This is a genomic window from Paenibacillus solanacearum (assembly GCF_910593845.1).
In the GTDB taxonomy this organism is placed as follows: Bacteria; Bacillota; Bacilli; order Paenibacillales; family NBRC-103111; genus Paenibacillus_G; species Paenibacillus_G solanacearum.
In genome coordinates this window covers 1-21,119 of record NZ_CAJVAS010000009.1, presented here as the reverse complement: position 1 = coordinate 21,119, position 21,119 = coordinate 1, and the positions used below count along the sequence as shown (strand labels likewise).

The window sequence follows — 21,119 nt, the reverse complement described above, 5'->3', positions numbered from 1 at the left end:
CCGTGCACAGGTGCAGTTTGCATTGCGCGATACAATCGTTTTCCCGTTTTCCAAACTTTTCGGCAGTCTCATACGTCATATTAGTGTGAGATTGATTTTCCAATTCAGCGAGGAGGCATTCATCATGAAATCACGTTTTAAGATTCTAACCATCGGCATAGCAGGCTTCTGCCTGCTGACGGCAGCGCCCCAATCTTATGCCGAAGCCTTGCCGCAGGCGGTACCTGTGCTTATTTCTGCACCGGCAGTTCAACAGGCGGCAACCGTAACGACGAAACCGATCAAAGAGAAGAACGACCTGATCACAGTCGACTTGAGCATTCCGGTCATCGAAGGGCTGAAGGACGCGCATTACCAAGAGGAGCTTAACGATCTTATTTACCGTCAAGCGATGAAAGACATGGACACCCTCAAAACGCAAGCGGCGGAAGAAGTCGTCCATGCCAAAGAAGCAGGCTACGAGATGAGGCCCTATGAGCTGAATATCCAATACAAGCTGAAGGCGGATGGAGGCAGCGGCAGCGGAGGCATGTTCTCGCTCCAAATCCTCACGTATACGTATACCGGAGGAGCACACGGAGGGACGCGCAGCGATAATTACAACGTATGGAACGAACAAGCAGCGAAAACTATCGAGCTGAAAAACTTGTTCGGTGAAGGCTATAAAGCGTTTATCGACGAAAAAATAAAGCAAGCCATTGCGAGCAACCCCGATCCGTACTTCCCGGATACGTTCAAAGGGATCTCCGACACGCAAAATTTCTACATAGAGCGCGGTGATGCCGTCATTCAATTCGCCCAATACGAGATCGCGCCTTATGCGTCGGGGATGCCGGAGTTTCGGATCCCGATTGCTACCAACGGCACACCGGGAGAGCAGCCGACACAACCCGAAGCTGTGCCTACGCAGCTCGTTTTGAACGGCAAACCCGCTTCGCCGGAAGAAGCAGCCTCCGTCTACAAGGCGGACAGCGGCCTGCTGATGATCCCGCTGAGAGCGTCCGCTGAAGCGCTCGGATACACCATACAGTGGGACGCGGAACGACAAGCGGCCGAATTAACACGGGACAACCAGTGGACGATCTTGCAGCAAGGCAAGGATGAATATGTGTATAACAAGATGGCGCCGCTCTCACTCGGCGAAGCGCCCGTCATCCAAAGCGACGGCAAAATGTATGTGCCCTTAGCGTTCTTCTCCGATGTGCTCAAGGCGGAAGTGACGAGCGAGGGCGGCATCGTCTCCATACAGCTCCAATAATCGGATGACGCATCTTGTCGGTGCGGTGCTTACGGCTGGCGACACTTCAGCCTCGGGCTTCCTATCGGACTGTTCCCGAGGTGCCGACGATTCCTATGTAACGATGACGCGCGAATCGTTGAGCCAAGGGCGGGCAAGCGTACCGCCGACAGTTTAAATTGAACCATGAATATCCATCTGTGCGGCCTTCGCTGATTTCCGGCCTTCCGCGCAGATGTTTTTTTTTACGCGAATATATCTTCGTCTAAGACACGAATGGATCTTCGTCGAAAAGGCATCGATCAGAAGCACTTTTCTTATGCTATGCATAGGCTGCTTTGTCGTTTGGCCGGAAGCCGCGCCCTCTGATAATGTTTAACAACGTCAGAATGACGCGGTTGATGTCGCCTTTTTCCATTAAGTAATAATAAGAAAAAAACGCGTATCGGCAAAAATCCAAAGTCTGACAGGTTTCGGCGGATTGAGTTCCTCCCCGTTCGCATTTATAATAGAAGCTGATAAATAGACTAGGAAGAAAAGGTGTCATGGATGAGCATATTAAATGTAGAACGGTTAAGTCACGGTTTTGGGGACCGGGCAATTTTTACCGATGTGTCTTTTCGGCTGCTCAAGGGGGAGCATATCGGGCTGATCGGCGCGAACGGCGAAGGCAAGTCGACCTTCATGAATATTATTACGGGCAAGCTGCAGCCGGATGAAGGCAAGGTTGAATGGTCCAAGCGGATGCGCGTCGGTTACCTTGATCAGCATGCCGTGCTGAATAAGGGGATGACGATTCGCGACGTGCTGAAGGGCGCGTTTCAGTACCTGTTCGATATGGAGCAGGAGATGAACGACATGTACGCCAAGATGGGCGAGGTGTCGCCTGAGGAACTGGAGCAGCTGCTCGAGGACGTCGGCACAATCCAGGATACGCTGACGAATCAGGATTTCTATATGATCGACGCCAAAATCGAAGAAACTGCACGCGGTTTAGGCTTGACCGACATCGGTCTGGATAAGGACGTGAACGACCTGAGCGGCGGACAGCGGACGAAGGTGCTGCTGGCCAAGCTGCTGCTCGAGAAGCCGGACATTTTGCTGCTGGACGAGCCGACCAACTATCTCGACGAACAGCATATCGACTGGCTGAAGCGTTACCTGCAGGAATACGAGAATGCGTTTATTCTGATCTCTCACGATATTCCGTTCCTGAACAGCGTCATCAACCTCATCTACCACATGGAAAATCAGGAGCTGGCTCGCTACGTCGGCGACTACGACCATTTCCAGCAAGTCTATGAGATGAAAAAGCAGCAGTTGGAGTCCGCGTATAAGCGTCAGCAGCAGGAAATCGCCGACCTGAAGGACTTCGTGGCGCGTAATAAGGCGAGTGTGGCCACGCGGAATATGGCGATGTCGCGTCAGAAGAAGCTCGACAAGATGGAAGTGATCGAGCTGGCGAAGGATAAGCCGAAGCCGCAGTTCAACTTCAAGGAAGCGCGGGCGTCGGGCAAACTGATTTTTGAAGCGACAGAGCTCGTGATCGGTTACGACAGCCCGCTGTCGCGGCCGCTGAACCTGCGCATGGAGCGCGGGCAGAAGCTGGCGCTCGTCGGCGCGAACGGCATCGGTAAGACGACGCTGCTGCGCAGCATCCTCGGCGAAATCCCGGCGCTGTCAGGTTCGGTCCAACGCGGCGAATATTTGCACATCGGCTATTTCGAGCAGGAAGTGAAGGAAGCGAACTACAATACATGCATCGAGGAAGTGTGGAAGGAGTTCCCTTCGTTCACTCAGTTCGAGGTGCGCGCGGCACTCGCGAAATGCGGACTGACGACGAAGCACATTGAGAGCAAGGTCGCGGTGCTGAGCGGCGGCGAGAAGGCGAAGGTGCGGCTGTGCAAGCTGATCAACCGCGAAACGAACCTGCTCGTGCTCGACGAGCCGACGAACCACCTGGACGTGGACGCGAAGGATGAGCTGAAGCGCGCGCTGAAGGCGTACAAAGGCAGCATTCTGCTGATCTCACACGAACCGGAATTTTACCGGGACGTCGTGACGGAGACGTGGAATTGCGAATCGTGGACGACGAAGGTGTTTTAGAAATTGGGAACGAGATGGAGCGTCGGCTGATGGCCGGCGCTTTTATCATTTCATCCCTTTCCATTAAGAATTTGCTGCAAATATTTTCCAATCTGCAAGGAAAGATGCAGTTCCATTGCCAGAAATGAAGATGGCAAAGGGGAGATAAGAAATGCAGGGGGTGCCGCTTACCGCAGGGAGACCTGGCTGTTGCATGGAGACTCACCCACGCAGGGAACCCACTTCGTTTTTGAAAACCAATTTGTTCGAGAAAACCAAATCTTTATTGGGCAAACCCGACTATTGCCGCTCTATAAACGCAAAAACTACGCTGTAGTTGGCTTTCCTAACAATTCAAAGGGGTAAGGCTCTGAATAATTCGATTGTTCCTGTTATTTTGCTGCCAGGCGCTCATTCGCTTGAAATGAGTTGGATTTGACCTATTACTAGTGCAGTTGTCCGATACTAATGCAGTTGCCCAATACTAATGCAGTTATCCGAACGAAACACGGCGCCCCCGATTTGGAGAGCACTATTATGCATTTACTGGCCTCACTGCGCATGGGTCTGAATGCGGAAGCGCGTTTCGGTGTCGCAGGGCAGGGAGCGGCCGAATACGGTGAAAGGGGCATTCACGAAGTATCTGACTCAATCGCATTGCACTTATCATTCATTCTTGAGCACGTTCAAACGGTAAATCGAAATGCAAGTGAGGGCAGTTCCCGGGCTTAACGATCCCACCCCATCCCACCCAGAATCGTGGAGTTCACGAGAAACGTTAAGGGGCGGAGAACAAGCTGTGGGGAGGCTCGACGTTCACTGGTGAACGGTGCGGTCATTGATATAGCTTGAAGCTATAACTAGATATAGTTTAATCGATTTATACTATATCGGGCGATCATGGTATCTTGTAAAGAGGGTTTCCGCAATGCAGAGCGAATAACTAAGGATTAAGGATACATGATCCATAGCCGAGTTATACTAAGTCGAGGATGTGGCACAAAATGCTAAGAGATAAGATCATAAATAAACAAGCGGGCATTTTAACATATGGCATGACGCCGCCGAAGGAATCGAACCCCCCGGAGAAAGTAGCCGAAATCTCGCATAAGCAGTGCGAGCGACTCAAAAATCTTGATATAGACGCCTTGATTCTGTACGACGTCCAGGAGGAAGCGGATCGCGTTGAGCAAGAGAGGCCGTTTCCGTATTCGCCGATGATCGATCCGACGGTGTACAGCCGTTACCTCGAGTCGTTGAACGTCCCCAAAATTTTATACCGCTGCGTCGGCAAATATTCCGAGCCGCAGCTGATCGACTGGATTGAAGCGGATCGCGACGAAGACCGGTTCTCCGTATTTGTCGGCGCCTCGTCCAGCAAGCAGGAGGTCACGCTCCGTTTATCTGATGCTTACCGACTGAGCAAGGAGCTGAACAAGCGCATGCTGTTTGGCGGGGTCGTCATTCCCGAACGGCATATGAAGAAAAATGACGAGCATATTCGCGTATTGAATAAAATCAATAGCGGCTGCGATTTCTTCGTGTCGCAGGCAACCTATGACGTCGAGGCGACCAAAGATTTCTTGTCCGACTATTACTATTATTCCAAAGAAAACGGGCTGGACATGGTGCCGATCATTATTAACATCGCGCCTTGCGGCTCGCAAAAAACGCTCGAATTCATGAAATGGCTCGGGATCAGCATCCCGAAATGGCTGGAAAACGACTTGAAATATTCTCATGACGTGCTGGACCAGTCGATCCGCGTCTCTCAAAAAATTTTCGAGGAAATTCTTGATTTCGGACTGGAAAAGGGCATCCCGGTCGGCTGCAGCGTAGAGAGCGTATCGACGCGAAAAGTCGAGATCGAAGCTTCGATCCAGCTGGTCAAAGATATTAAATCGATTATCGACAAGAAACAGCTTGTCACTTTGTAATAGTAACAATCGATTGCGCTGCAAGGCCGCCGGCAATGGCGGCTTTTTTGCGTTGGATGCGCGGCAGGATAAAGTATCCGTATAACCGTTTGTTCCGGTTACTAGCCTTTTTCACCTTTTGAGAAGGAGAGGGTCCAGATGATAGCCCGTTTCGTCCGGTGTAGAGAAAAATTTCAAAAAACTTGTATCTTTTTCCCATCCTGAAGTGTCTAACATAACTGGGAGGTGCATCGATCGATGAATTGGCATGAAAATGATCTGTTAATGGAGCATTACGTTCGCATCAAGCGGTATATCGCCTACAGAGCTGGAATTGATCAAGCGGAGGATTTGACGCAACAGGTGTTTCTCAAGGCAAATCAGTCGCTGAACTCGTTTCAGAACAAGTCGAGTGTGTACACTTGGCTGTATTCCATTGCCTCCAACACCATTATGAACGAAGCAAGGAAGGCGTATCACGCCAAAGAGTTGCCGTCAGGTCAGGAGACAAACTTTTCGCGGTTTATAACCACCGACTTCACGAAGGAGGTGGATTTCAAAATTGATCTCGGTACTTCCCTCAATAAACTGGATCAGATCGACCAAGAAATTCTCACATTGCGTTATATTGCTGACTACTCATTCCGCGACATCGCCAAGCTGCTGAAAATGAATGAAGTCACGATTAAAAACAGAATGTACCGCTGCCTGGGAAAAATGAAAAACGACTTGGAAGACTGGCACATATCAGCGCCTTTCAACCCAAAGCAGTATATCAACATGGTCAATATGCTGGAATCGGGGCAAAGCGGTCCGGAATTCCAGAAGGTGACCGACGATTTCACGGCCATTTTACGCAAAAACTTCCGGCGCATTACATCATCTTTAAATTTCACCCCGCACACAAAAATAGCGTATGAGATTTATCCCGATCAAGAGTCAATGCTCCCGGAAGCGCATCCCTCTAAAAAAACCATCTCCGGTACCTTCGGTCAGAACATTGTGAAAATCATTTCACCTTTGAATCCGGGACCGCACTTTGATTATCACGACATCGTCCGGCACTCTTTGGCTCTGTATAGTAGAGTATTAACCAGGCAATTGAATCCGCAAATACCGTCGTTTCTTCTGCACGGGGTAGGAGAGTATCTCGGGCAAGTATGGTCCCGCGAGCAAGTACGAAGTCGGGTAACTTCCATTTACCTACAACGTCAACTCCCTTCGATTAAATACTTGCGGGCAGTAGACTCGCTTAAGTTTTTAGGGATTAGAGGCCGTGAATTAAGTTACACCCTGATTGATTTTATCGTAACCAGGTATAGCTGGGACGCCCTCCACCGCCTGCTTCGAGACTTGGGCAACCTCGAAGCCATCTTTGAGCGGACACCGAGCCAGTTTGAGGCAGAATGGAAGCAGTTCTTGATGGAACAGTATATGGATAATGATTGTTACTCTTCAGGAGCTGTAATAGTCCCGGAACAGCGAATTCCGAATGAAGGAACTTTGACGATCCTTATACCCGCTTATGAGGGCGTCCAAAAAACACGGATATCCACGTTTATCAAATATGCACAAGCTTTCGAATCAGCCAATCACGGGACAAAGGTTACAATTTCCACAATGCCTATACCCGATTTCTATGGAGCCGAATTTTTGGAACGAATAAGCGGATCCCATGCTGTAGACCTTGTCTTTTGGCCTTATGATACCTTGTTCAGCAGACAGGGACTGTTTGTCGATCTGCTTCACCTTTATAAGGAAGATGGAATAACTCACGACGACTTATACAAACCGCTAACCGATATGATGACAGAGGACGGAAAATTAACAGGGATCCCGATGTCTCCTCAACCGCTGGCCGTATTTTTCAACAGAGATTGGTTCAACAGGGCAAATCTGCCCGAGCCGACGGAGGATTGGACATGGGAACAATTTTTTGCCATGTCGGTTCATTTGAAAGCGGCCAACACCGCCCGGGGAAAAAAAATTTACGGCAGCGCAGTTCCGATCATCCTGGATGTATTTGAATCACTTGCACAAAGTAACGGTGGCAGCATGCTGTCACCTGACAATAGCTATTTAACCGGTTATTTGGATAGCCGGCTTGTCATCGAAGCGTTGACCTTGTTGCTGCAGAACAGTCAAGATGTCGTAAAAAAGGTGCCCAGTGCGACAAGTACAGTCCTTAGAGAAATTTCCTCCGGCAATGTGGGAATGTGCGTCGGGAGAATCGGGAACTATCCTTTTCTTTCTCGTAACCCAGAGTTGAAAGAAAGGATCGGAGTCGCTCCGCTACCCCGCCTGGACAACGGGGTTCGGGCGAACGCGGTATGGATCCCGGCTGTTCTGTCCATCGTGGCCGCTTCTAAGCAGCAACAACTAGCCTGGAAATTCATCAAGGATATTGTCCTTAACCCGGAAAGCGAGTTCCAATATGATTGGTCGAAACAGGAAACGCTTACCTCCCGGTCTTCCATTCACAAGCTTAAGCTAAACGACGAGCCGGTATGGAAAGTATTCATTGACGAATTGAATCATGCCGTCAAGCCGGTCATTTACCGCAACCCAAAAATCAAAATGATCGATACGGAAGATAGGTTGTATCGTCTTGCTTCTCCCAGCTCGGAAGCGGAAGTGCAAAGGGAATTGTCGCGATCAGCTTCCTTGATTGATAAATGGTTTGATGAGACGAATTGGTACCAATGAAGTGGAGGACTTTTCTTTATAGGGGAATTGCCTAGTGAAAAAAATCCCGCAGCCGCGACCGGCGAAGTATAGGGATATGTAAATTATTCGATTACTTGGGGGTTAAAAAATGAAGAATCCCATGAAGCGACTAGCCATATGCTGGATTATTTGTATCGTTCCCCTGTTATTGGGGCAGGCTTATCCTCCGGCCTTTCTGCTGCTGCCCGCTCTATCCATTGCATTGATAGCTTTCAGTGCAAATATGATATTCGATAACTCCTATATGAAGAAATCAGGGCCGGGTACAACCCTAAGTTTCTTAAGTTTATTTGCAAGCGTCAGCTTGTTTTCGATTATTTTAACATCGATGAACATATTTGAAGATTACGACACACCCCTCTACGTCTGGTTCGTGTTTGTAGTGCCATTTATTCTTCTAATCCTGCTCGCCGTATTGAAAATAGAGGCGCAAGCCAGAGTTGCAAAAAGAATTAGGAATTTCAGGAGGAATATTAAGTAGATGGGAAGGAAGATGGAATGAACTTTACGATACGACCGATTCAAGTGCCGGGTGACTACGATCGAATCGCTCGGTTGTTCAACTCCGTGTATTTTGAAGTGAAAACGGCTGACGATTTGGAGCGGGAAGATCGTCGCATTCCAACGAGCGCCAATTTGAAAACAAACGAGAACGGCTTCATCACCGGTTTTTGCCGTGAACGTGCGGTTGCTGTCGATGATAGCGGTTATGTGCTGGGCTTCGCTCAAGCGTGGCTTGCTCCCTGGTCTACACCCGGAAGACTGTCGAGTCATGTTATTGTGGACAGCCGGTATTACAGTAACGGGATTGGAAAAGCATTGTATTTGCATCTGGAAGGCTGGGCTCGCTCGATGAGAGCCTCAAGCATACAGACCGAACTGAAGGACCATCTCCCCTATGCGCTTCCTTTCGCCGAGAGACTTGGATTTAACGTGCGATCGCACAACAGATACAGCTCCTTGTCTACGGCAAGCTTTCGGATGGAACCGTACAGTGACATCATTCCTCTGCTTCAGCGGCGAGGCTTTCAATTGTGCACCTGGAAAGAGGAACTGGCGAAAGCCGGAACGAATCTGGAACGTTTGTACAACCTATACGAGAACACGTACATCGATATCCCCGGGAAAACAGTCCCGGAATATACATTGGCTCAATGGGCCGAAGCGTTGAGTCAAACCGACCCTGAACTTGTCCTGACCGTTTCGTATCGCAATGAATACGTAGGCATCTCTCATCTCGAATTTAAACCGAAAGGCAATTTTGTATGGCATGAATATACAGGGGTGGAACGAAACTTCCGAGGTATTCAACTTGCGCACGTCTTGAAGCTGTGGTCCATAAAAAAGGCAATCGAGCTTGGCGCAGAGAGGCTGATCACGTCCAACGATATCGGCAATGCACCCATGATCGCGTTAAACGAGAAACTCGGGTACAGGCGGATTCCCGGCCACTACGTGATAGAGAAAAGCTTCGTTTAAACGAAGTAGAGCGGAAATATCCGCTCAAACGGACCGCGATGGCGAAATTTACGGATGATTTGGCTATTGCTTTCCAAGTGGCGTTTGGATATAATGACTTCATTCTTAATAAATGAACGAAATTCGATGAAGAGAAAGAGTACGTTATCCGATTGTTCCACAGAGAGTTGGGTCAGGTGAAAGCCAACGTTCAAGCGATAACGGAAAGCCATCTCCGAGAAGCAGGCTGAATCAAGTAGGTGCTGCCGCAGGTCCAGCGTTAACGGGAACGCGTATTGATGGATACGTGAGTGGAGTGTCGCTTTGTGATGAAGCGGAACTAGGGTGGTAACACGGGTATATAAACTCGTCCCTTTTGGGGCGGGTTTTTTTGTTTTTTATAAAAGGAGGAATTCAAGATGACGCAAACGCAATTATCCATATCGGACCTGTTGTCCCCGGCCGTGCGCGACATGCCGCCTTCCGGCATTCGCAAGTTTTTTGACTTCGCAGTCGATCGGAAGGACGTCATATCGCTCGGCATCGGCGAGCCGGATTTCGTGACGCCGAAGCGAATTCGGGATGCCTGCGTACAGGCGCTTGAGAAAGGAATGACATCATACACGACGAATGCCGGTCTTCCCGAGCTGCGGGAGGCGATCGCCGAATATTTGCACACCGGCTTTCAAGTGAAGTACGATCCGGCCCGTGAGGTGCTGGTAACGGTCGGCAGCAGCGAATCGATCGATCTTGCCTTGCGCGCCTTGATCACGGAAGGCGATGAAATATTGATTCCGACGCCATGCTATGTGCCGTACTCGCCGATCGCCTCGCTGGAAGGGGGTAAGCCGGTCCATGTGGAGACCTACGCGAAGGACCGGTTCAAACTGACGGCTGAAGCGCTGGAAGCAAAAGTGACGCCGCGCTCCAAAGTGCTGGTGCTTTGTTATCCGAACAATCCGACCGGGGCGACCATGACCTATGAGGACTGGCTCCCTATCGCACGAATCGCGGAGAAACATAATCTGATCGTAATCTCGGACGAGATTTATGCCGAGCTGACGTATGGCGAGAAGCATGTTAGCATCGCTTCCCTTCCTGGCATGAAGGAACGGACGCTGCTGGTCAGCGGATTTTCCAAAGCGTTCGCGATGACCGGCTGGAGGATCGGATACGTATGCGGCCATCAAGAGCTCATCTCGGCCATGCTGAAAATTCATCAGTACACCGTCATGTGCGCGCCGGTACTGGGGCAAGTGGCCGCGCTCGAATCGCTGCGTCACGGGATGGAGGAGAAGGATCGGATGATGGAGGTGTACAACCGCCGCCGTCAAGCATTCGTCCGCGGCCTCTGCGAGATCGGATTGACTTGTCATGAACCGTTAGGCTCGTTCTACGCATTCCCTTCCATTGCTCGGACCGGGCTGAGCTCGGAACAATTCGCCCAGCGATTGCTGCAGGAAGCCGGCGTCGTGACCGTTCCGGGTCATGCTTTCGGCCCGGGCGGCGAAGGCCATATCCGCTGTTCGTACGCTACGTCACAGGAGCAGCTCGATCGCGCGCTGGAACGAATGGATACGTTCATGAAGCAATATGCATAGAGGAAGAAGCGAAAAGTAAAGGAAGGAGGCCTAACGGATGAGGGAACCGGTTATCAGAAGATTGTCCCAATGTACGCTGGAAGAAGCGCTGGAGGCGTGGAACAAAGGCTTCGAGGGGTACTTCATCGACGCGACGATGACGCTGGATGCGTTCCTTGCACGGATGGCCAGTGAAGGACTATCCCCCGCGCTCTCGGTTATCGCGTTTATCGACGGCAAACCTTCGGGCATCGTATTGAACGGCATCCGTACGATTCGCGGCAAGCGGGTCTCCTGGAATGGCGGAACCGGGGTCGCGCCAGCTTTCCGCGGGCAAGGGCTCGGCAAGAAGCTGATCCAAGCGTCGCTCGATATATACCGGGAGGAACAGGTGAACACGGCGACGCTGGAAGCGATTCAGGCGAATGTGCCGGCGATCGAGCTGTACCAACGGATGGGCTACTGCATCGTCGACCGCTTGGCGATCCTTCAGCATAAAGGAATGTGTGAACTGCCGGCGGAAGAGCTAGCCCCTTACACCGTAGTCAAAGCAAAGCCGCAGGAGCTGGTGCGCGTCCCGTTTTACGAACCGATGACCGCCTGGCAAACGCAGTGGCCGAGCGTTCGCGACGGCGAGTCGCTGATCTTGGCCGACAGCAGCGGACAGGAGGTCGCCTATTGCCTATACCGTCGCGGCTTCGACGCCTCGGGCGCGCATGTGTCAACGACCTTATTCCAGTGCGAGGTAAAGCCGGACCGTCCGGACCGCGAGACGCTGCTGCGCTGCGCGCTCGCTCACGCTTTGGGGTCGCCCCGTGAGCTGACGCGAAGGGCGTTCAATATGCTGCGCGGCCATGACGCGGTTCGCCTGCTGCTTGGCGCAGGCTTCGAGCAGACGTCGGAGCAGGTGATGATGACCAGAGCGATACAATAACGGGTCAGGCAATGAAACGGCGGCAAGCGAGGACGCGATAATAAAGTTCGTGATTGCCGCTGTTTTGCTTCTGTGTCCGTTCATTGGATACGGATGGGTTCATTTTAACAATTTAACCATCGTGTAGTAACTGCTGCCAGGAGGATAATCCTTGATTTCACCTACGACCTCATACTGTTGCATTTCATAAAATGTAAGAGCTTGAAAGTCAAAGGTAGTCAGCAGCGCCTTGCTCGCACCTTCCTCTTTTGCGATTGTTTCTACTTTTTGAAGCAAGCTCCGTCCCAATCCCATACCACCCAATCCCAATACACTTCTACGGCAATTCCGCCGACCCATTGTTTATCCTCGCCATATACCATAATATTTATCGGCCGAACCGCTCCTTCTTTTCTGATCTTCCTATGATAAGATGAGTGGCTATTATTGTAATCTCGAATCCTTTGTTTCAAGAAAGCTGTAAAACCTTCGTTCTGTTCAAACGAAATGTCAATGGAATAGTTCATGGTTCCCTCCATGTATCGGAAATCGCTGTTCATTCTGGCTTGTGGAGAGCGTTGTCACCTTAATTGACACGGATCATCGCTCCTTTCAGCCAATACAGCTTTCGTACATCGTTATCAATTATTAATTCTAATTGAAGTCCCCTGGGCGATGGCTCTGTCTGCACTCGAAAAGCTTTCCTGAAACCCGATTGATGTCAGCTGCGCTTTTAACGCGTATGTTCGGGGCACCTGTTCATGAAACAACGACTGTCCCCATATATATTGAGATAAAGGACAGGCGTCACGGAACGCTGAAGCGGAATGAGGTGCGATAGCATGGCGATGAGAATGGAGATCGATCCGCTAATACTCGATATTACCGGGATGACGTGCGCAGCGTGCTCTGCCCGCATCGAGAAAGTGGTCGGGCGGATGGACGGCGTGGAGGAGGTCGGCGTCAACCTGGCGCTGCACCGCGCCCGAATCGTGTATGACGGGAGCAAGGTCGAACCCGCGCAAATCGAAGATAAAATTCGCGGGCTTGGCTACGGCGTGCTCAAGAAAGAGATGCGTGCGGCATCACGGGAAGATGCCAGAGCGCAGGAAGCTGGGGCGCTGAAGGTGAGACTGCTGTGGTCGGCGCTGCTGACGCTGCCGTTCTTGTGGGCGATGGCCGGTCATCATGCGGTGACATCGTTCATCTGGGTTCCCGAGCTGCTGGTCAATCCCTGGTTTCAGCTCGCGCTGGCGACGCCGGTGCAGTTTGTGATCGGGCTCCCGTTCTATTACCGCGCGGTGCAGGCGCTGCGAAGCGGAACCGCGAACATGGACGTGCTAGTCGTCATGGGAACGACAGCGGCATATTTGTACAGCCACTACTTGATCTTTCATCCGAGCAAGATCGAATCGGTGCATCATGGCATCCCGCTGTACTTCGACAGCAGTGCGATGATCATTACGATCGTCCTGTTCGGCAAGTGGCTCGAAGCGAGCGCGAGGAAGCATACCGACAGCAGCCTGCGGCAGCTGGAGCGGCTCCAGGTCAAGACGGCGCGGCTCGTGCAGGGCGCGGAGGAAATCGAGGTGCCGATCGAGCGCGTCTCGCCCGGCGATGTACTGCGCATTCGGCCCGGCGAGGTTATTCCGGTGGACGGCGTCGTGACCGAAGGGCAGGCGGCTGTCGACGAGTCGGCCGTGACCGGCGAGAGCTTGCCGGTAAGCAAAAGCAGCGGCGATCCGGTCGTCAGCGGAACCGTGAACACGGACGGCGTGCTGAGCGTCCAAGCGACGCGGACGGGAAGCGGGACGACGATCGCAGGCATGCTGCGGCTGCTTGAAGAGGCGCAGGAGACGAAGCCGCCGATCCAGCGGCTGGCCGATCGGCTGTCCGGCATATTCGTCCCCGTCGTTGTCGTCATCGCCGCCGCTGCCTTTCTGCTCAGCTATTATGCGCTGAAGCCGGGCGCGCTCGGCGAAGCGCTCGTGACGGCGATTGCCGTGCTCGTCATCGCCTGCCCGTGCGCGCTTGGACTCGCAACGCCGATCTCCGTCTGGGTCGGAACGGGAAGGGCCGCCCTGTCCGGTGTATTGTTCAAGAACGGCGTTCATCTGGAGCAGCTGAATCGCGCGGATACGCTGTTGATCGACAAGACCGGCACGTTGACGGAAGGCCGGCCGGTCATCGCGGCTATTCATCCGGCAGACGGTTCGGAGCGTGCGCTGCTGCAAATCGCCGCCGCCGCCGAGCAATTTTCCGAGCATCCGTACGGCACTGCCGTCGCTGCGGAGGCGCGGCGCAGAGGCTTGGACGTACCGGAATGCACCGCGTTCCAAGCGGTTCCCGGCAGCGGTGTCCGGGCGGTGGTGGACGGCAAGCAGGTGATGGTCGGTTCGATCAAATGGTTTGGGGAACAGGGACTTCATGTCAGCGTACCGGAAGGATCGCCATCGATGCTTGGCCCGGAACGATCCGTCTTATGCGTCGCCGTCAACGGGAAATGGGCGGGCGCGATGCTGCTTGCCGATCCGCTGAAGCCGACGTCAAGGGCGGCCGTCAAGCTGCTGCGCAAGCTGGGGCTGCGGGTTATGATGGTTACCGGCGACCGCAAGGAAACGGCGCGGGCCGTCGCCGGTCAGGCCGGGATTCAGGAAGTGTACGCGGAGATGCTGCCGGAGGATAAGCTTCAGCTCGTGAAAAGGCTGCAGGAGAAAGGGAAAATCGTGGTGATGGCGGGGGACGGGATGAACGACGCGCCCGCCATGGCCGCCGCCCATATCGGCGTGGCGATGGGATCGGGAACCGATTTGACGAAAGCGTCGGCCGACTTGTATTTGTTGAAAAACGATCTGCTCGGGATCGCGCAGGCGATGCGGATCAGCCGGCTGACGATGAACAACATCCGGCAAAATTTGGCCCTATCGCTGCTGTACAACGCGATCGCCATTCCGTTCGCCGTTATGGGGCGGCTGGAGCCTTGGATGGCGTGTACGGCGATGGCGTTCAGCTCCGTTACCGTCATCCTTAACGCCTTGAGGCTGCGGCGGGCGTAAGTCATTTGGCTTTACTTCGGCCATAACATACGGGGAGAAGCCCCTTTTCGCAATTGTGTAATTTTTTTGTAGAAAATGTGAATGATTTTTGAACAAAATTCGTAAGTTTGTGGTATACTCTTGATAAGGAAAGCATTTTCATTCGAGTCTGGAGTGATGTTATCATGACAACCAAAACGGTAACTGAGAACGGCAGCATGACGCATACGAAACAGGACGTCAATCGGCTGATTGCGATCATGACGGCGGCCGCGTGGATTTTCCTCGGCATCGGCTTGCTGCTCAGTCTTTTTAATATGAACCATTTTAGCGATCGCAATGCTTCACTGATGGTAGGCATCGGCTTTATGGTCGGAAGCGTTCATGTGTACGTCATCCGCACCGCGATTCATCTCGTTCACTCGCGTTCGGAATCCCAGGAGAAGTAACGCAGGCCGGCGGACGCCCGGTTCGTTTGGCCCCCGTTTTCTCCTTCGGTCGATAGGATTGTCCGGGAACTCGGCAACTTTTAGTATGAAGCAACGGTTCGGTTGCCCCTTGTTGGCTTAGGCTGACAAGGGGTTTTGCCTGTTTGGGGGCTAATTGCGTCTAACTCGTGTCGAAAATATTGCAAAGAAAAGGCGATCGTTTGACGTATTTGTTAACACCGGCGAAACCTGCGAGCAAATCTGCTATGTTAGGATTAGTCAACAACTTGAGCTTGCAGAGTCGAGGCGGACGATTGCGTCTGCCGTCGTACAATTTGGGGAGGATCGCCATGCAAAAACCGAAGAACGTATTTCGGATCGCAGTTCCGCTGCTTATGATGTTTATGTTATTCCTGCTGGCGGGTTGTGAACAGATCATTGTTCTTGACCCGAAAGGGCCGATCGGCTCCGGCCAAAAAGATTTGATGCTGATCTCGACCGTCCTATGCGGCATTATTCTCGTTCCGGTCCTGATCCTGACTTTCTACATCGTGTGGCGCTACCGCGACAAGCCGGGCAACAAAGCGGCGTACCAGCCGAACTGGGCGCACAGCACGGCGATGGAGACCGTATGGTGGAGCATTCCGATTATTGTCATTATTATACTGGGCGTTGTAACCGTCCGTTATACGTATGCGCTGGAGCCGTCCAAACCGATCGAATCGGCGCAAAAGCCGGTGACGATTCAAGCGACGTCCCTGGACTGGAAATGGCTGTTCACGTATCCGGAGCAAGGCATTGCCACCGTCAATTATTTGCAAATCCCGGAAGGGGTGCCGATCAAGTTCGAGCTGACGGCGGATGCGCCGATGAACTCGTTCTGGATTCCGCAGCTAGGCGGACAAATGTATACGATGTCCGGCATGGTCATGACGTTGTTCCTGCAAGCCGATCACCCCGGCGTTTATTACGGCTCGGGGGCGAATTTCAGCGGCGAGCATTTTGCCAATATGCGATTTGATGTGAAGGCGACGTCCCGGCAGGAATTCGATGCATGGGTGCAGGAAGTGAAAAAATCGCCTTCGTCCTTGACGATGGAAAATTACAACGAGCTGGCGAAGCCGGGCAAGTCGGATAAAATGTCCTTCTCCTCGTTCGAGGAAGGCTTGTTCCACAAAGTTGCGTTCAAATATGCGGTAAACGGGCAAGGCCACGGCTCTCACGGAGCGCCGCAAGGCGCCGCGGAGCCCAAGGCTGTACAGCCTCCGCAGACCAAACCTCAGCAGGCGGCGGGTCATGAGCATGCCGGCCATTAAACTTACGGAAAGGAAGTCCGCTTATGCTGGATACAATAAAGAAGTTCGCTTCTGAGTTTTTCGTGACCGGCGACCCGATGATTCTCGGTGCGCAGGTCAGCATTGCCATCGCGATGGTAGCGATCGTGTTCGTGCTTACCTACTTTCGAAAGTGGGGATGGCTGTGGCGCGAATGGCTCACGAGCGTGGATCATAAGAAGATCGGCATCATGTATATCATTTGTTCCATCCTGATGCTGTTCCGCGGCGGCGTCGACGCGCTGCTCATGCGGCTGCAGCTGGCGCTGCCGAATACCGAATTTTTGCACGCCGAGCACTACAACCAGATTTTCACGACGCATGGCGTCATCATGATTTTGTTCATGGCGATGCCGCTCATGTTCGGTCTGTTCAATATCGTCGTGCCGCTGCAAATCGGCGCGCGCGACGTAGCGTATCCGTTCCTGAACTCGCTCAGCTTCTGGATGTTTTTCTGGGGCGCGATGTTGTTCAACGTATCGTTCATTATCGGCGGTTCGCCGGATGCGGGCTGGCTCGCCTATCCGCCGCTGTCGGGATTGGAATACAGTCCGGGCGTCGGGCAAAACTTCTACATCTGGGGCATTCAAATCTCCGGGATCGGGAGCTTGGCGACAGGCATTAACTTTATCGTGACGATTCTGAAAATGCGCGCGCCAGGCATGAAGCTGATGAAGATGCCGATGTTCACCTGGTCCGTATTTTCCAGCTGCATTATCATTATCTTCGCGTTCCCGATCTTGACGGTGACGCTGGCGCTGCTGTTCCTTGACCGCTTCTTCGGGGCGCATTTCTTTACGCTCGACGGCGGGGGCAACCCGATGATGTACATCAACCTGATCTGGATGTGGGGACATCCCGAAGTATATATTGTCGTACTGCCGGCGTTCGGGATTTTCTCGGAAGTTGTCGCTACGTTCTCCAAAAAGAAATTGTTCGGCTACAATTCCATGGTGTTCGCGATGCTGATCATTAGCGTGCTGTCGTTCTTCACCTGGGCTCACCACTTCTTCACGATGGGTTCCGGAGCGGACGTGAACGCCTTCTTCGCCATAACGACGATGGCCATCGCGATACCGACCGGGGTCAAAGTGTTCAACTGGCTGTTTACGATGTTCCGAGGGCGAATTACCTTCTCGACGCCGATGATGTGGACGATCGCCTTCATTCCGTGCTTCGTCGTGGGCGGGATGACCGGGGTGCTGCTGTCCGTGGCGCCGGCGGACTTCCAGTTCCATAACAGCTACTTCCTGATCGCGCACTTTCATCAGGTGCTGATCGGAGGCGTCGTGTTCGGATACTTTGCCGGACTGTACTACTGGTGGCCGAAAATGTTCGGCTTCAAGCTGAATGAGCATTTGGGCAAATGGGCGTTCTGGTTCTGGAATATCGGGTTCTACGTCTGCTTTATGCCGCAGTACTTCCTTGGTCTGATGGGGATGACTCGCCGGATGTACACCTACGATTTCGACATGGGCTGGGGACCGCTCAACCTGATCTCGACGATCGGCGGCTTCCTGATGGGGATCGCGTTCATCTTCCAAGTATGGCAGATCGCCTACAGCATCAAGCATCATGAGCGCGATACGACCGGCGATGCCTGGGGCGGACGCACGCTCGAATGGTCGATTCCGTCTCCGGCGCCGCTGTATAACTTCGCCGTGCTTCCGCAGGTCGAAGCAACCGACGACTGGTGGGAGACGAAAGAGAAGCTGGCCAAAGGAGTCAAGCCTGCTCCGCAGCCGTTGGAGCCGATTCATATGCCGAAAAATTCCGCGATTCCGTTCATCAAATCGATGCTGTGGTTTTTCGTCGGCTTCGGCTTCGTCTGGGGCTGGATGTGGATGGCGATTCCGGCGCTCGCAGGGGTTGGGATCTGCATGCTGGCGCGCTCGTTCACTTACGATACCGATTATTATATTCCGGTCGATGAAGTCAAACGGACCGAATCCAAGCTGAGAGGGGTGAACGTCTAATGGCGCATACCGCAGCGGCACATTCCGGTCATGAACATGAGCATGACCACCATGATCATCATGATCACGAATCGATCAAAACGTTCGGCTTCTGGCTGTTTCTGATCACGGACTGCATCTTGTTCGGTACGCTGTTCGCTACGTATATCGTGCTTCACGGCAATACGAACGGCGGACCGACTCCGCATGAATTGTTCAAAATGCCGGGCATCATCGCAGAGACGTTCATCCTGCTCACAAGCAGCTTCACGAGCGGATTGGCGGTGCTCGCGATGCACCGCGGCAACACGAAGGGCTTAATCGGCTGGCTCGCCGTCACGGCGCTGCTCGGCGCTTCCTTTATCGCGCTGGAAGTGACGGAGTTCGTCACGATGGTGCTGCACGAAGGCGCGACGATCAGCACGAGCGCATTCCTGTCGTCGTTCTACGCGCTGGTCGGGACGCACGGGCTGCACGTATCGCTCGGCTTGATTTGGATGATCGGCCTGATGCTTCAGCTTCGCAAAAGAGGCATCACCGCCGTGACGAAACGGAAAGTGGAAGTCATCAGCTTGTACTGGCACTTCCTCGACGTCGTATGGATCTTTGTCTTCACGGTCGTTTATTTGATGGGGGTGATGTAAGATGGAACATAACGCGCATGCCGCGTCGCATGACCATCAAGGGGGGCACGGCTCCCTGAAATCTTACGTGATCGGTTTCATCCTGTCGATCGTGCTTACGATCATCCCGCTCGTCGTCGTACTAAACGGGCTGATGAGCAAGACGGCAACGCTGGTGCTTATTCTGGCAATGGCGATTTTACAATTTGCCGTGCAGCTCGTCTTCTTCATGCACTTGAAGGAAGGCAAGGACGCCAAGTGGAACATGATGGCGCTGATCCTCGGTCTCATTATACTGCTGACGATCGTAGCCGGATCGATCTGGATTATGACGTACAACGCAGTGGCGCATTAATTTAGAATCATTGCACGCAGCAAGACTCTTGCTTTCCGTTAGGAGGGCGAGAGTCTTTTTTTGCGTTGCGGGCGGATAGGCCTGTAATAACATTCTTCATTATCATAGGACAGCGGCTTGACACTTTCGGCATAATAAAGATATTATAGATATATTAAGTCTTTAATTAAATGCGGCCCGCAATGTTTCCGAAGCGATCGAGCATGCTCCGCATTTCGCTGCTTATGCTTTCACGACGCTTCTCCGGCGATGCCGGTCATCGTTCCGCAGCAGACGTAGTCGTCGAGTCGGCTTCGCTCGGGCGGGGCCGCGAGGAGTTCGCGTTGCGGTTCGCATCGCACATTCATATATAAGGATAGAGGGGGTCATAAGCATGATATACGATTGCGCTATTATCGGCGGCGGACCCGCAGGGCTCAATGCCGCCCTTGTGCTGGGCAGGGCCAGGCGAAATGTTGCTTTGATCGACAACGACCGGCCCCGGAATGCCGTTACGCATGCGTCGCACGGCTTTATTACAAGAGACGGCGTCACGCCGGCTGAGTTCCGCCGCGTTGCTTATGAAGAGGTGCTCCGCTACCCGTCCGTCGATCATTTGCGGGCCGAGATTGTCTCGGTCGGCAAGATCGGCAGCGGATTCGCGCTGCTGGATTCGTCCGGCCGCCGCACCCAGGCGCGCAAGCTGATTCTGGCTACCGGAGTGAAGGAAATATTTCCCGAAATCGCCGGTTTATACCCGCTATACGGGAAAAGCTTGTTCAACTGCCCGTATTGCGACGGATGGGAGCTGAGAGATCGCCCGCTGGTTCTTGTGTCTGAGCATCCGTCCGTTTATCATGTGGCGAAGCTGCTGCTGAATTGGAGCAAGGATCTCATCGTTTGCACGAATGGGCTGGCGTCTTTGTCAGAGGAGCAAACCGGAAAGCTTCAAGCCAAAGGCGTTGCGGTGAAGGAACAGCCGGTCACCGCTTTTATCGGCAGTCACGGGCAGCTTGAACGGGTTCGTTTCGCGGACGGTACCGAGCTGCCGAGAACGGGCGGCTTTGTGACGCCGCGCTTTGTGCAGAGCACGCCGTTTGCGGAGCAGCTGGGCTGCGAACGGACGGAGCTTGGAGGGGTCAGGACGGATGCACTGGGCAGAACCTCGGTTCCCGGCGTATACGCCGCCGGTGACGCTTCGTATTTCTCGCCCTCGCAGCTGATTTACGCCGCGGCGGACGGCAGCCGGTCGGCCATGAGCGTCAATCTCGATTTGACGGAAGAAGATTTTGAATCCTGAAGCAGGGAAGCTCTCGGCTGCCGCAGGAGATGAGGAAAAGCTCGGAAACGGGCTTTTCCTTTTTTTCTGTGTCGCGTGCCCAGAAAGCACGCATCTTCTAGCCGGTGAAGGTCCGGTCGCGGGAGGGGCCAAGCCCCCGCGTAGCTAGGATACTTGCGTATGGCGAAATCTGTGCGTAAAAGCGTATCGACAAA

The 21,119-nt window shown here is 53.0% G+C and carries 16 protein-coding genes and 1 other annotated feature; of the genes, 15 read left to right on the top strand and 1 reads right to left on the bottom strand.

Annotated features, from left to right (window positions below; all coding sequences use genetic code 11):
* The first annotated feature begins 124 nt into the window (after positions 1 to 124).
* From KXG62_RS12115 to KXG62_RS12080, 8 genes are all read left to right on the top strand, one after another.
* On the top strand, positions 125 to 1,258 hold the full coding sequence (locus KXG62_RS12115; protein WP_218092235.1) for a stalk domain-containing protein: 1,134 nt from the start codon (positions 125 to 127) through the stop codon (positions 1,256 to 1,258).
* 528 nt (positions 1,259 to 1,786) lie between these two features.
* Positions 1,787 to 3,343: an ABC-F family ATP-binding cassette domain-containing protein gene (locus tag KXG62_RS12110; RefSeq protein WP_218092234.1), complete on the top strand. Its 1,557-nt coding sequence runs from the start codon at positions 1,787 to 1,789 to the stop codon at positions 3,341 to 3,343.
* Between the two features lie 983 nt (positions 3,344 to 4,326).
* Positions 4,327 to 5,259 carry a methylenetetrahydrofolate reductase gene (locus KXG62_RS12105; RefSeq protein WP_218092233.1) on the top strand — a complete coding sequence of 311 codons (933 nt, stop codon included), beginning with the start codon at positions 4,327 to 4,329 and terminating at the stop codon, positions 5,257 to 5,259.
* Between the two features lie 237 nt (positions 5,260 to 5,496).
* On the top strand, positions 5,497 to 7,944 hold the full coding sequence (locus tag KXG62_RS12100; protein WP_218092232.1) for an extracellular solute-binding protein: 2,448 nt from the start codon (positions 5,497 to 5,499) through the stop codon (positions 7,942 to 7,944).
* 109 nt (positions 7,945 to 8,053) lie between these two features.
* Positions 8,054 to 8,446 carry a hypothetical protein gene (locus KXG62_RS12095; RefSeq protein WP_218092231.1) on the top strand — a complete coding sequence of 131 codons (393 nt, stop codon included), beginning with the start codon at positions 8,054 to 8,056 and terminating at the stop codon, positions 8,444 to 8,446.
* A 17-nt stretch (positions 8,447 to 8,463) separates the two neighbouring features.
* Positions 8,464 to 9,444, top strand: a complete 981-nt coding sequence (locus KXG62_RS12090; protein WP_218092230.1) for a GNAT family N-acetyltransferase — start codon at positions 8,464 to 8,466, stop codon at positions 9,442 to 9,444.
* A gap of 117 nt (positions 9,445 to 9,561) precedes the next feature.
* Positions 9,562 to 9,801: a binding site (T-box leader), on the top strand.
* 41 nt (positions 9,802 to 9,842) lie between these two features.
* The gene (locus KXG62_RS12085) at positions 9,843 to 11,024 is read left to right on the top strand and encodes an aminotransferase class I/II-fold pyridoxal phosphate-dependent enzyme (protein ID WP_218092229.1); all 1,182 of its coding nucleotides are present in this window, start codon (positions 9,843 to 9,845) and stop codon (positions 11,022 to 11,024) included.
* A 37-nt stretch (positions 11,025 to 11,061) separates the two neighbouring features.
* Positions 11,062 to 11,937: a GNAT family N-acetyltransferase gene (locus tag KXG62_RS12080; RefSeq protein ID WP_218092228.1), complete on the top strand. Its 876-nt coding sequence runs from the start codon at positions 11,062 to 11,064 to the stop codon at positions 11,935 to 11,937.
* A gap of 99 nt (positions 11,938 to 12,036) precedes the next feature.
* Here the strand turns inward: KXG62_RS12080 and KXG62_RS12075 are convergent, their stop codons facing one another.
* Positions 12,037 to 12,231 (bottom strand): GNAT family N-acetyltransferase, encoded by a 195-nt coding sequence (locus tag KXG62_RS12075; RefSeq protein WP_343223471.1) that lies wholly within the window; start codon positions 12,229 to 12,231, stop codon positions 12,037 to 12,039.
* 527 nt (positions 12,232 to 12,758) lie between these two features.
* On the opposite strand from KXG62_RS12075, the gene KXG62_RS12070 reads away from it, so the two are divergent.
* The 7 genes from KXG62_RS12070 to KXG62_RS12040 all read left to right on the top strand — a co-directional run bounded on the left by KXG62_RS12070 (position 12,759) and on the right by KXG62_RS12040 (position 20,925).
* Entirely contained in the window at positions 12,759 to 14,972 is a 2,214-nt protein-coding gene (locus tag KXG62_RS12070; RefSeq protein WP_218092227.1) for a heavy metal translocating P-type ATPase, read from the top strand.
* 164 nt (positions 14,973 to 15,136) lie between these two features.
* Positions 15,137 to 15,400, top strand: a complete 264-nt coding sequence (locus KXG62_RS12065; RefSeq protein ID WP_218092226.1) for a hypothetical protein — start codon at positions 15,137 to 15,139, stop codon at positions 15,398 to 15,400.
* Positions 15,401 to 15,729: 329 nt separating this feature from the next.
* Positions 15,730 to 16,695, top strand: coding sequence for a ubiquinol oxidase subunit II (gene cyoA, locus KXG62_RS12060; RefSeq protein WP_218092225.1), 966 nt, complete (start codon positions 15,730 to 15,732; stop codon positions 16,693 to 16,695).
* Positions 16,696 to 16,718: 23 nt separating this feature from the next.
* On the top strand, positions 16,719 to 18,689 hold the full coding sequence (locus KXG62_RS12055; protein ID WP_218092224.1) for a cbb3-type cytochrome c oxidase subunit I: 1,971 nt from the start codon (positions 16,719 to 16,721) through the stop codon (positions 18,687 to 18,689).
* Positions 18,689 to 19,312 carry a cytochrome o ubiquinol oxidase subunit III gene (gene cyoC, locus KXG62_RS12050; RefSeq protein ID WP_218092223.1) on the top strand — a complete coding sequence of 208 codons (624 nt, stop codon included), beginning with the start codon at positions 18,689 to 18,691 and terminating at the stop codon, positions 19,310 to 19,312. The genes KXG62_RS12055 and cyoC overlap by 1 nt, the downstream gene beginning before the upstream one ends.
* A 1-nt stretch (position 19,313) precedes the next feature.
* Complete coding sequence (cyoD, locus tag KXG62_RS12045; protein WP_218092222.1) at positions 19,314 to 19,646, top strand: cytochrome o ubiquinol oxidase subunit IV; 333 nt, start codon at positions 19,314 to 19,316, stop codon at positions 19,644 to 19,646.
* A gap of 373 nt (positions 19,647 to 20,019) precedes the next feature.
* Positions 20,020 to 20,925, top strand: a complete 906-nt coding sequence (locus KXG62_RS12040; protein ID WP_218092221.1) for an NAD(P)/FAD-dependent oxidoreductase — start codon at positions 20,020 to 20,022, stop codon at positions 20,923 to 20,925.
* Positions 20,926 to 21,119: the final 194 nt, after the last annotated feature.

Coding starts and splice junctions, on each gene's coding strand:
- KXG62_RS12115 (WP_218092235.1), top strand. CDS start 125: ATGAAATCACGTTTTAAGATTCTAACCATCGGCATAGCAGGCTTCTGC.
- KXG62_RS12110 (WP_218092234.1), top strand. CDS start 1,787: ATGAGCATATTAAATGTAGAACGGTTAAGTCACGGTTTTGGGGACCGG.
- KXG62_RS12105 (WP_218092233.1), top strand. CDS start 4,327: ATGCTAAGAGATAAGATCATAAATAAACAAGCGGGCATTTTAACATAT.
- KXG62_RS12100 (WP_218092232.1), top strand. CDS start 5,497: ATGAATTGGCATGAAAATGATCTGTTAATGGAGCATTACGTTCGCATC.
- KXG62_RS12095 (WP_218092231.1), top strand. CDS start 8,054: ATGAAGAATCCCATGAAGCGACTAGCCATATGCTGGATTATTTGTATC.
- KXG62_RS12090 (WP_218092230.1), top strand. CDS start 8,464: ATGAACTTTACGATACGACCGATTCAAGTGCCGGGTGACTACGATCGA.
- KXG62_RS12085 (WP_218092229.1), top strand. CDS start 9,843: ATGACGCAAACGCAATTATCCATATCGGACCTGTTGTCCCCGGCCGTG.
- KXG62_RS12080 (WP_218092228.1), top strand. CDS start 11,062: ATGAGGGAACCGGTTATCAGAAGATTGTCCCAATGTACGCTGGAAGAA.
- KXG62_RS12075 (WP_343223471.1), bottom strand. CDS start 12,231: ATGGGATTGGGACGGAGCTTGCTTCAAAAAGTAGAAACAATCGCAAAA.
- KXG62_RS12070 (WP_218092227.1), top strand. CDS start 12,759: ATGGCGATGAGAATGGAGATCGATCCGCTAATACTCGATATTACCGGG.
- KXG62_RS12065 (WP_218092226.1), top strand. CDS start 15,137: ATGACAACCAAAACGGTAACTGAGAACGGCAGCATGACGCATACGAAA.
- cyoA (WP_218092225.1), top strand. CDS start 15,730: ATGCAAAAACCGAAGAACGTATTTCGGATCGCAGTTCCGCTGCTTATG.
- KXG62_RS12055 (WP_218092224.1), top strand. CDS start 16,719: ATGCTGGATACAATAAAGAAGTTCGCTTCTGAGTTTTTCGTGACCGGC.
- cyoC (WP_218092223.1), top strand. CDS start 18,689: ATGGCGCATACCGCAGCGGCACATTCCGGTCATGAACATGAGCATGAC.
- cyoD (WP_218092222.1), top strand. CDS start 19,314: ATGGAACATAACGCGCATGCCGCGTCGCATGACCATCAAGGGGGGCAC.
- KXG62_RS12040 (WP_218092221.1), top strand. CDS start 20,020: ATGATATACGATTGCGCTATTATCGGCGGCGGACCCGCAGGGCTCAAT.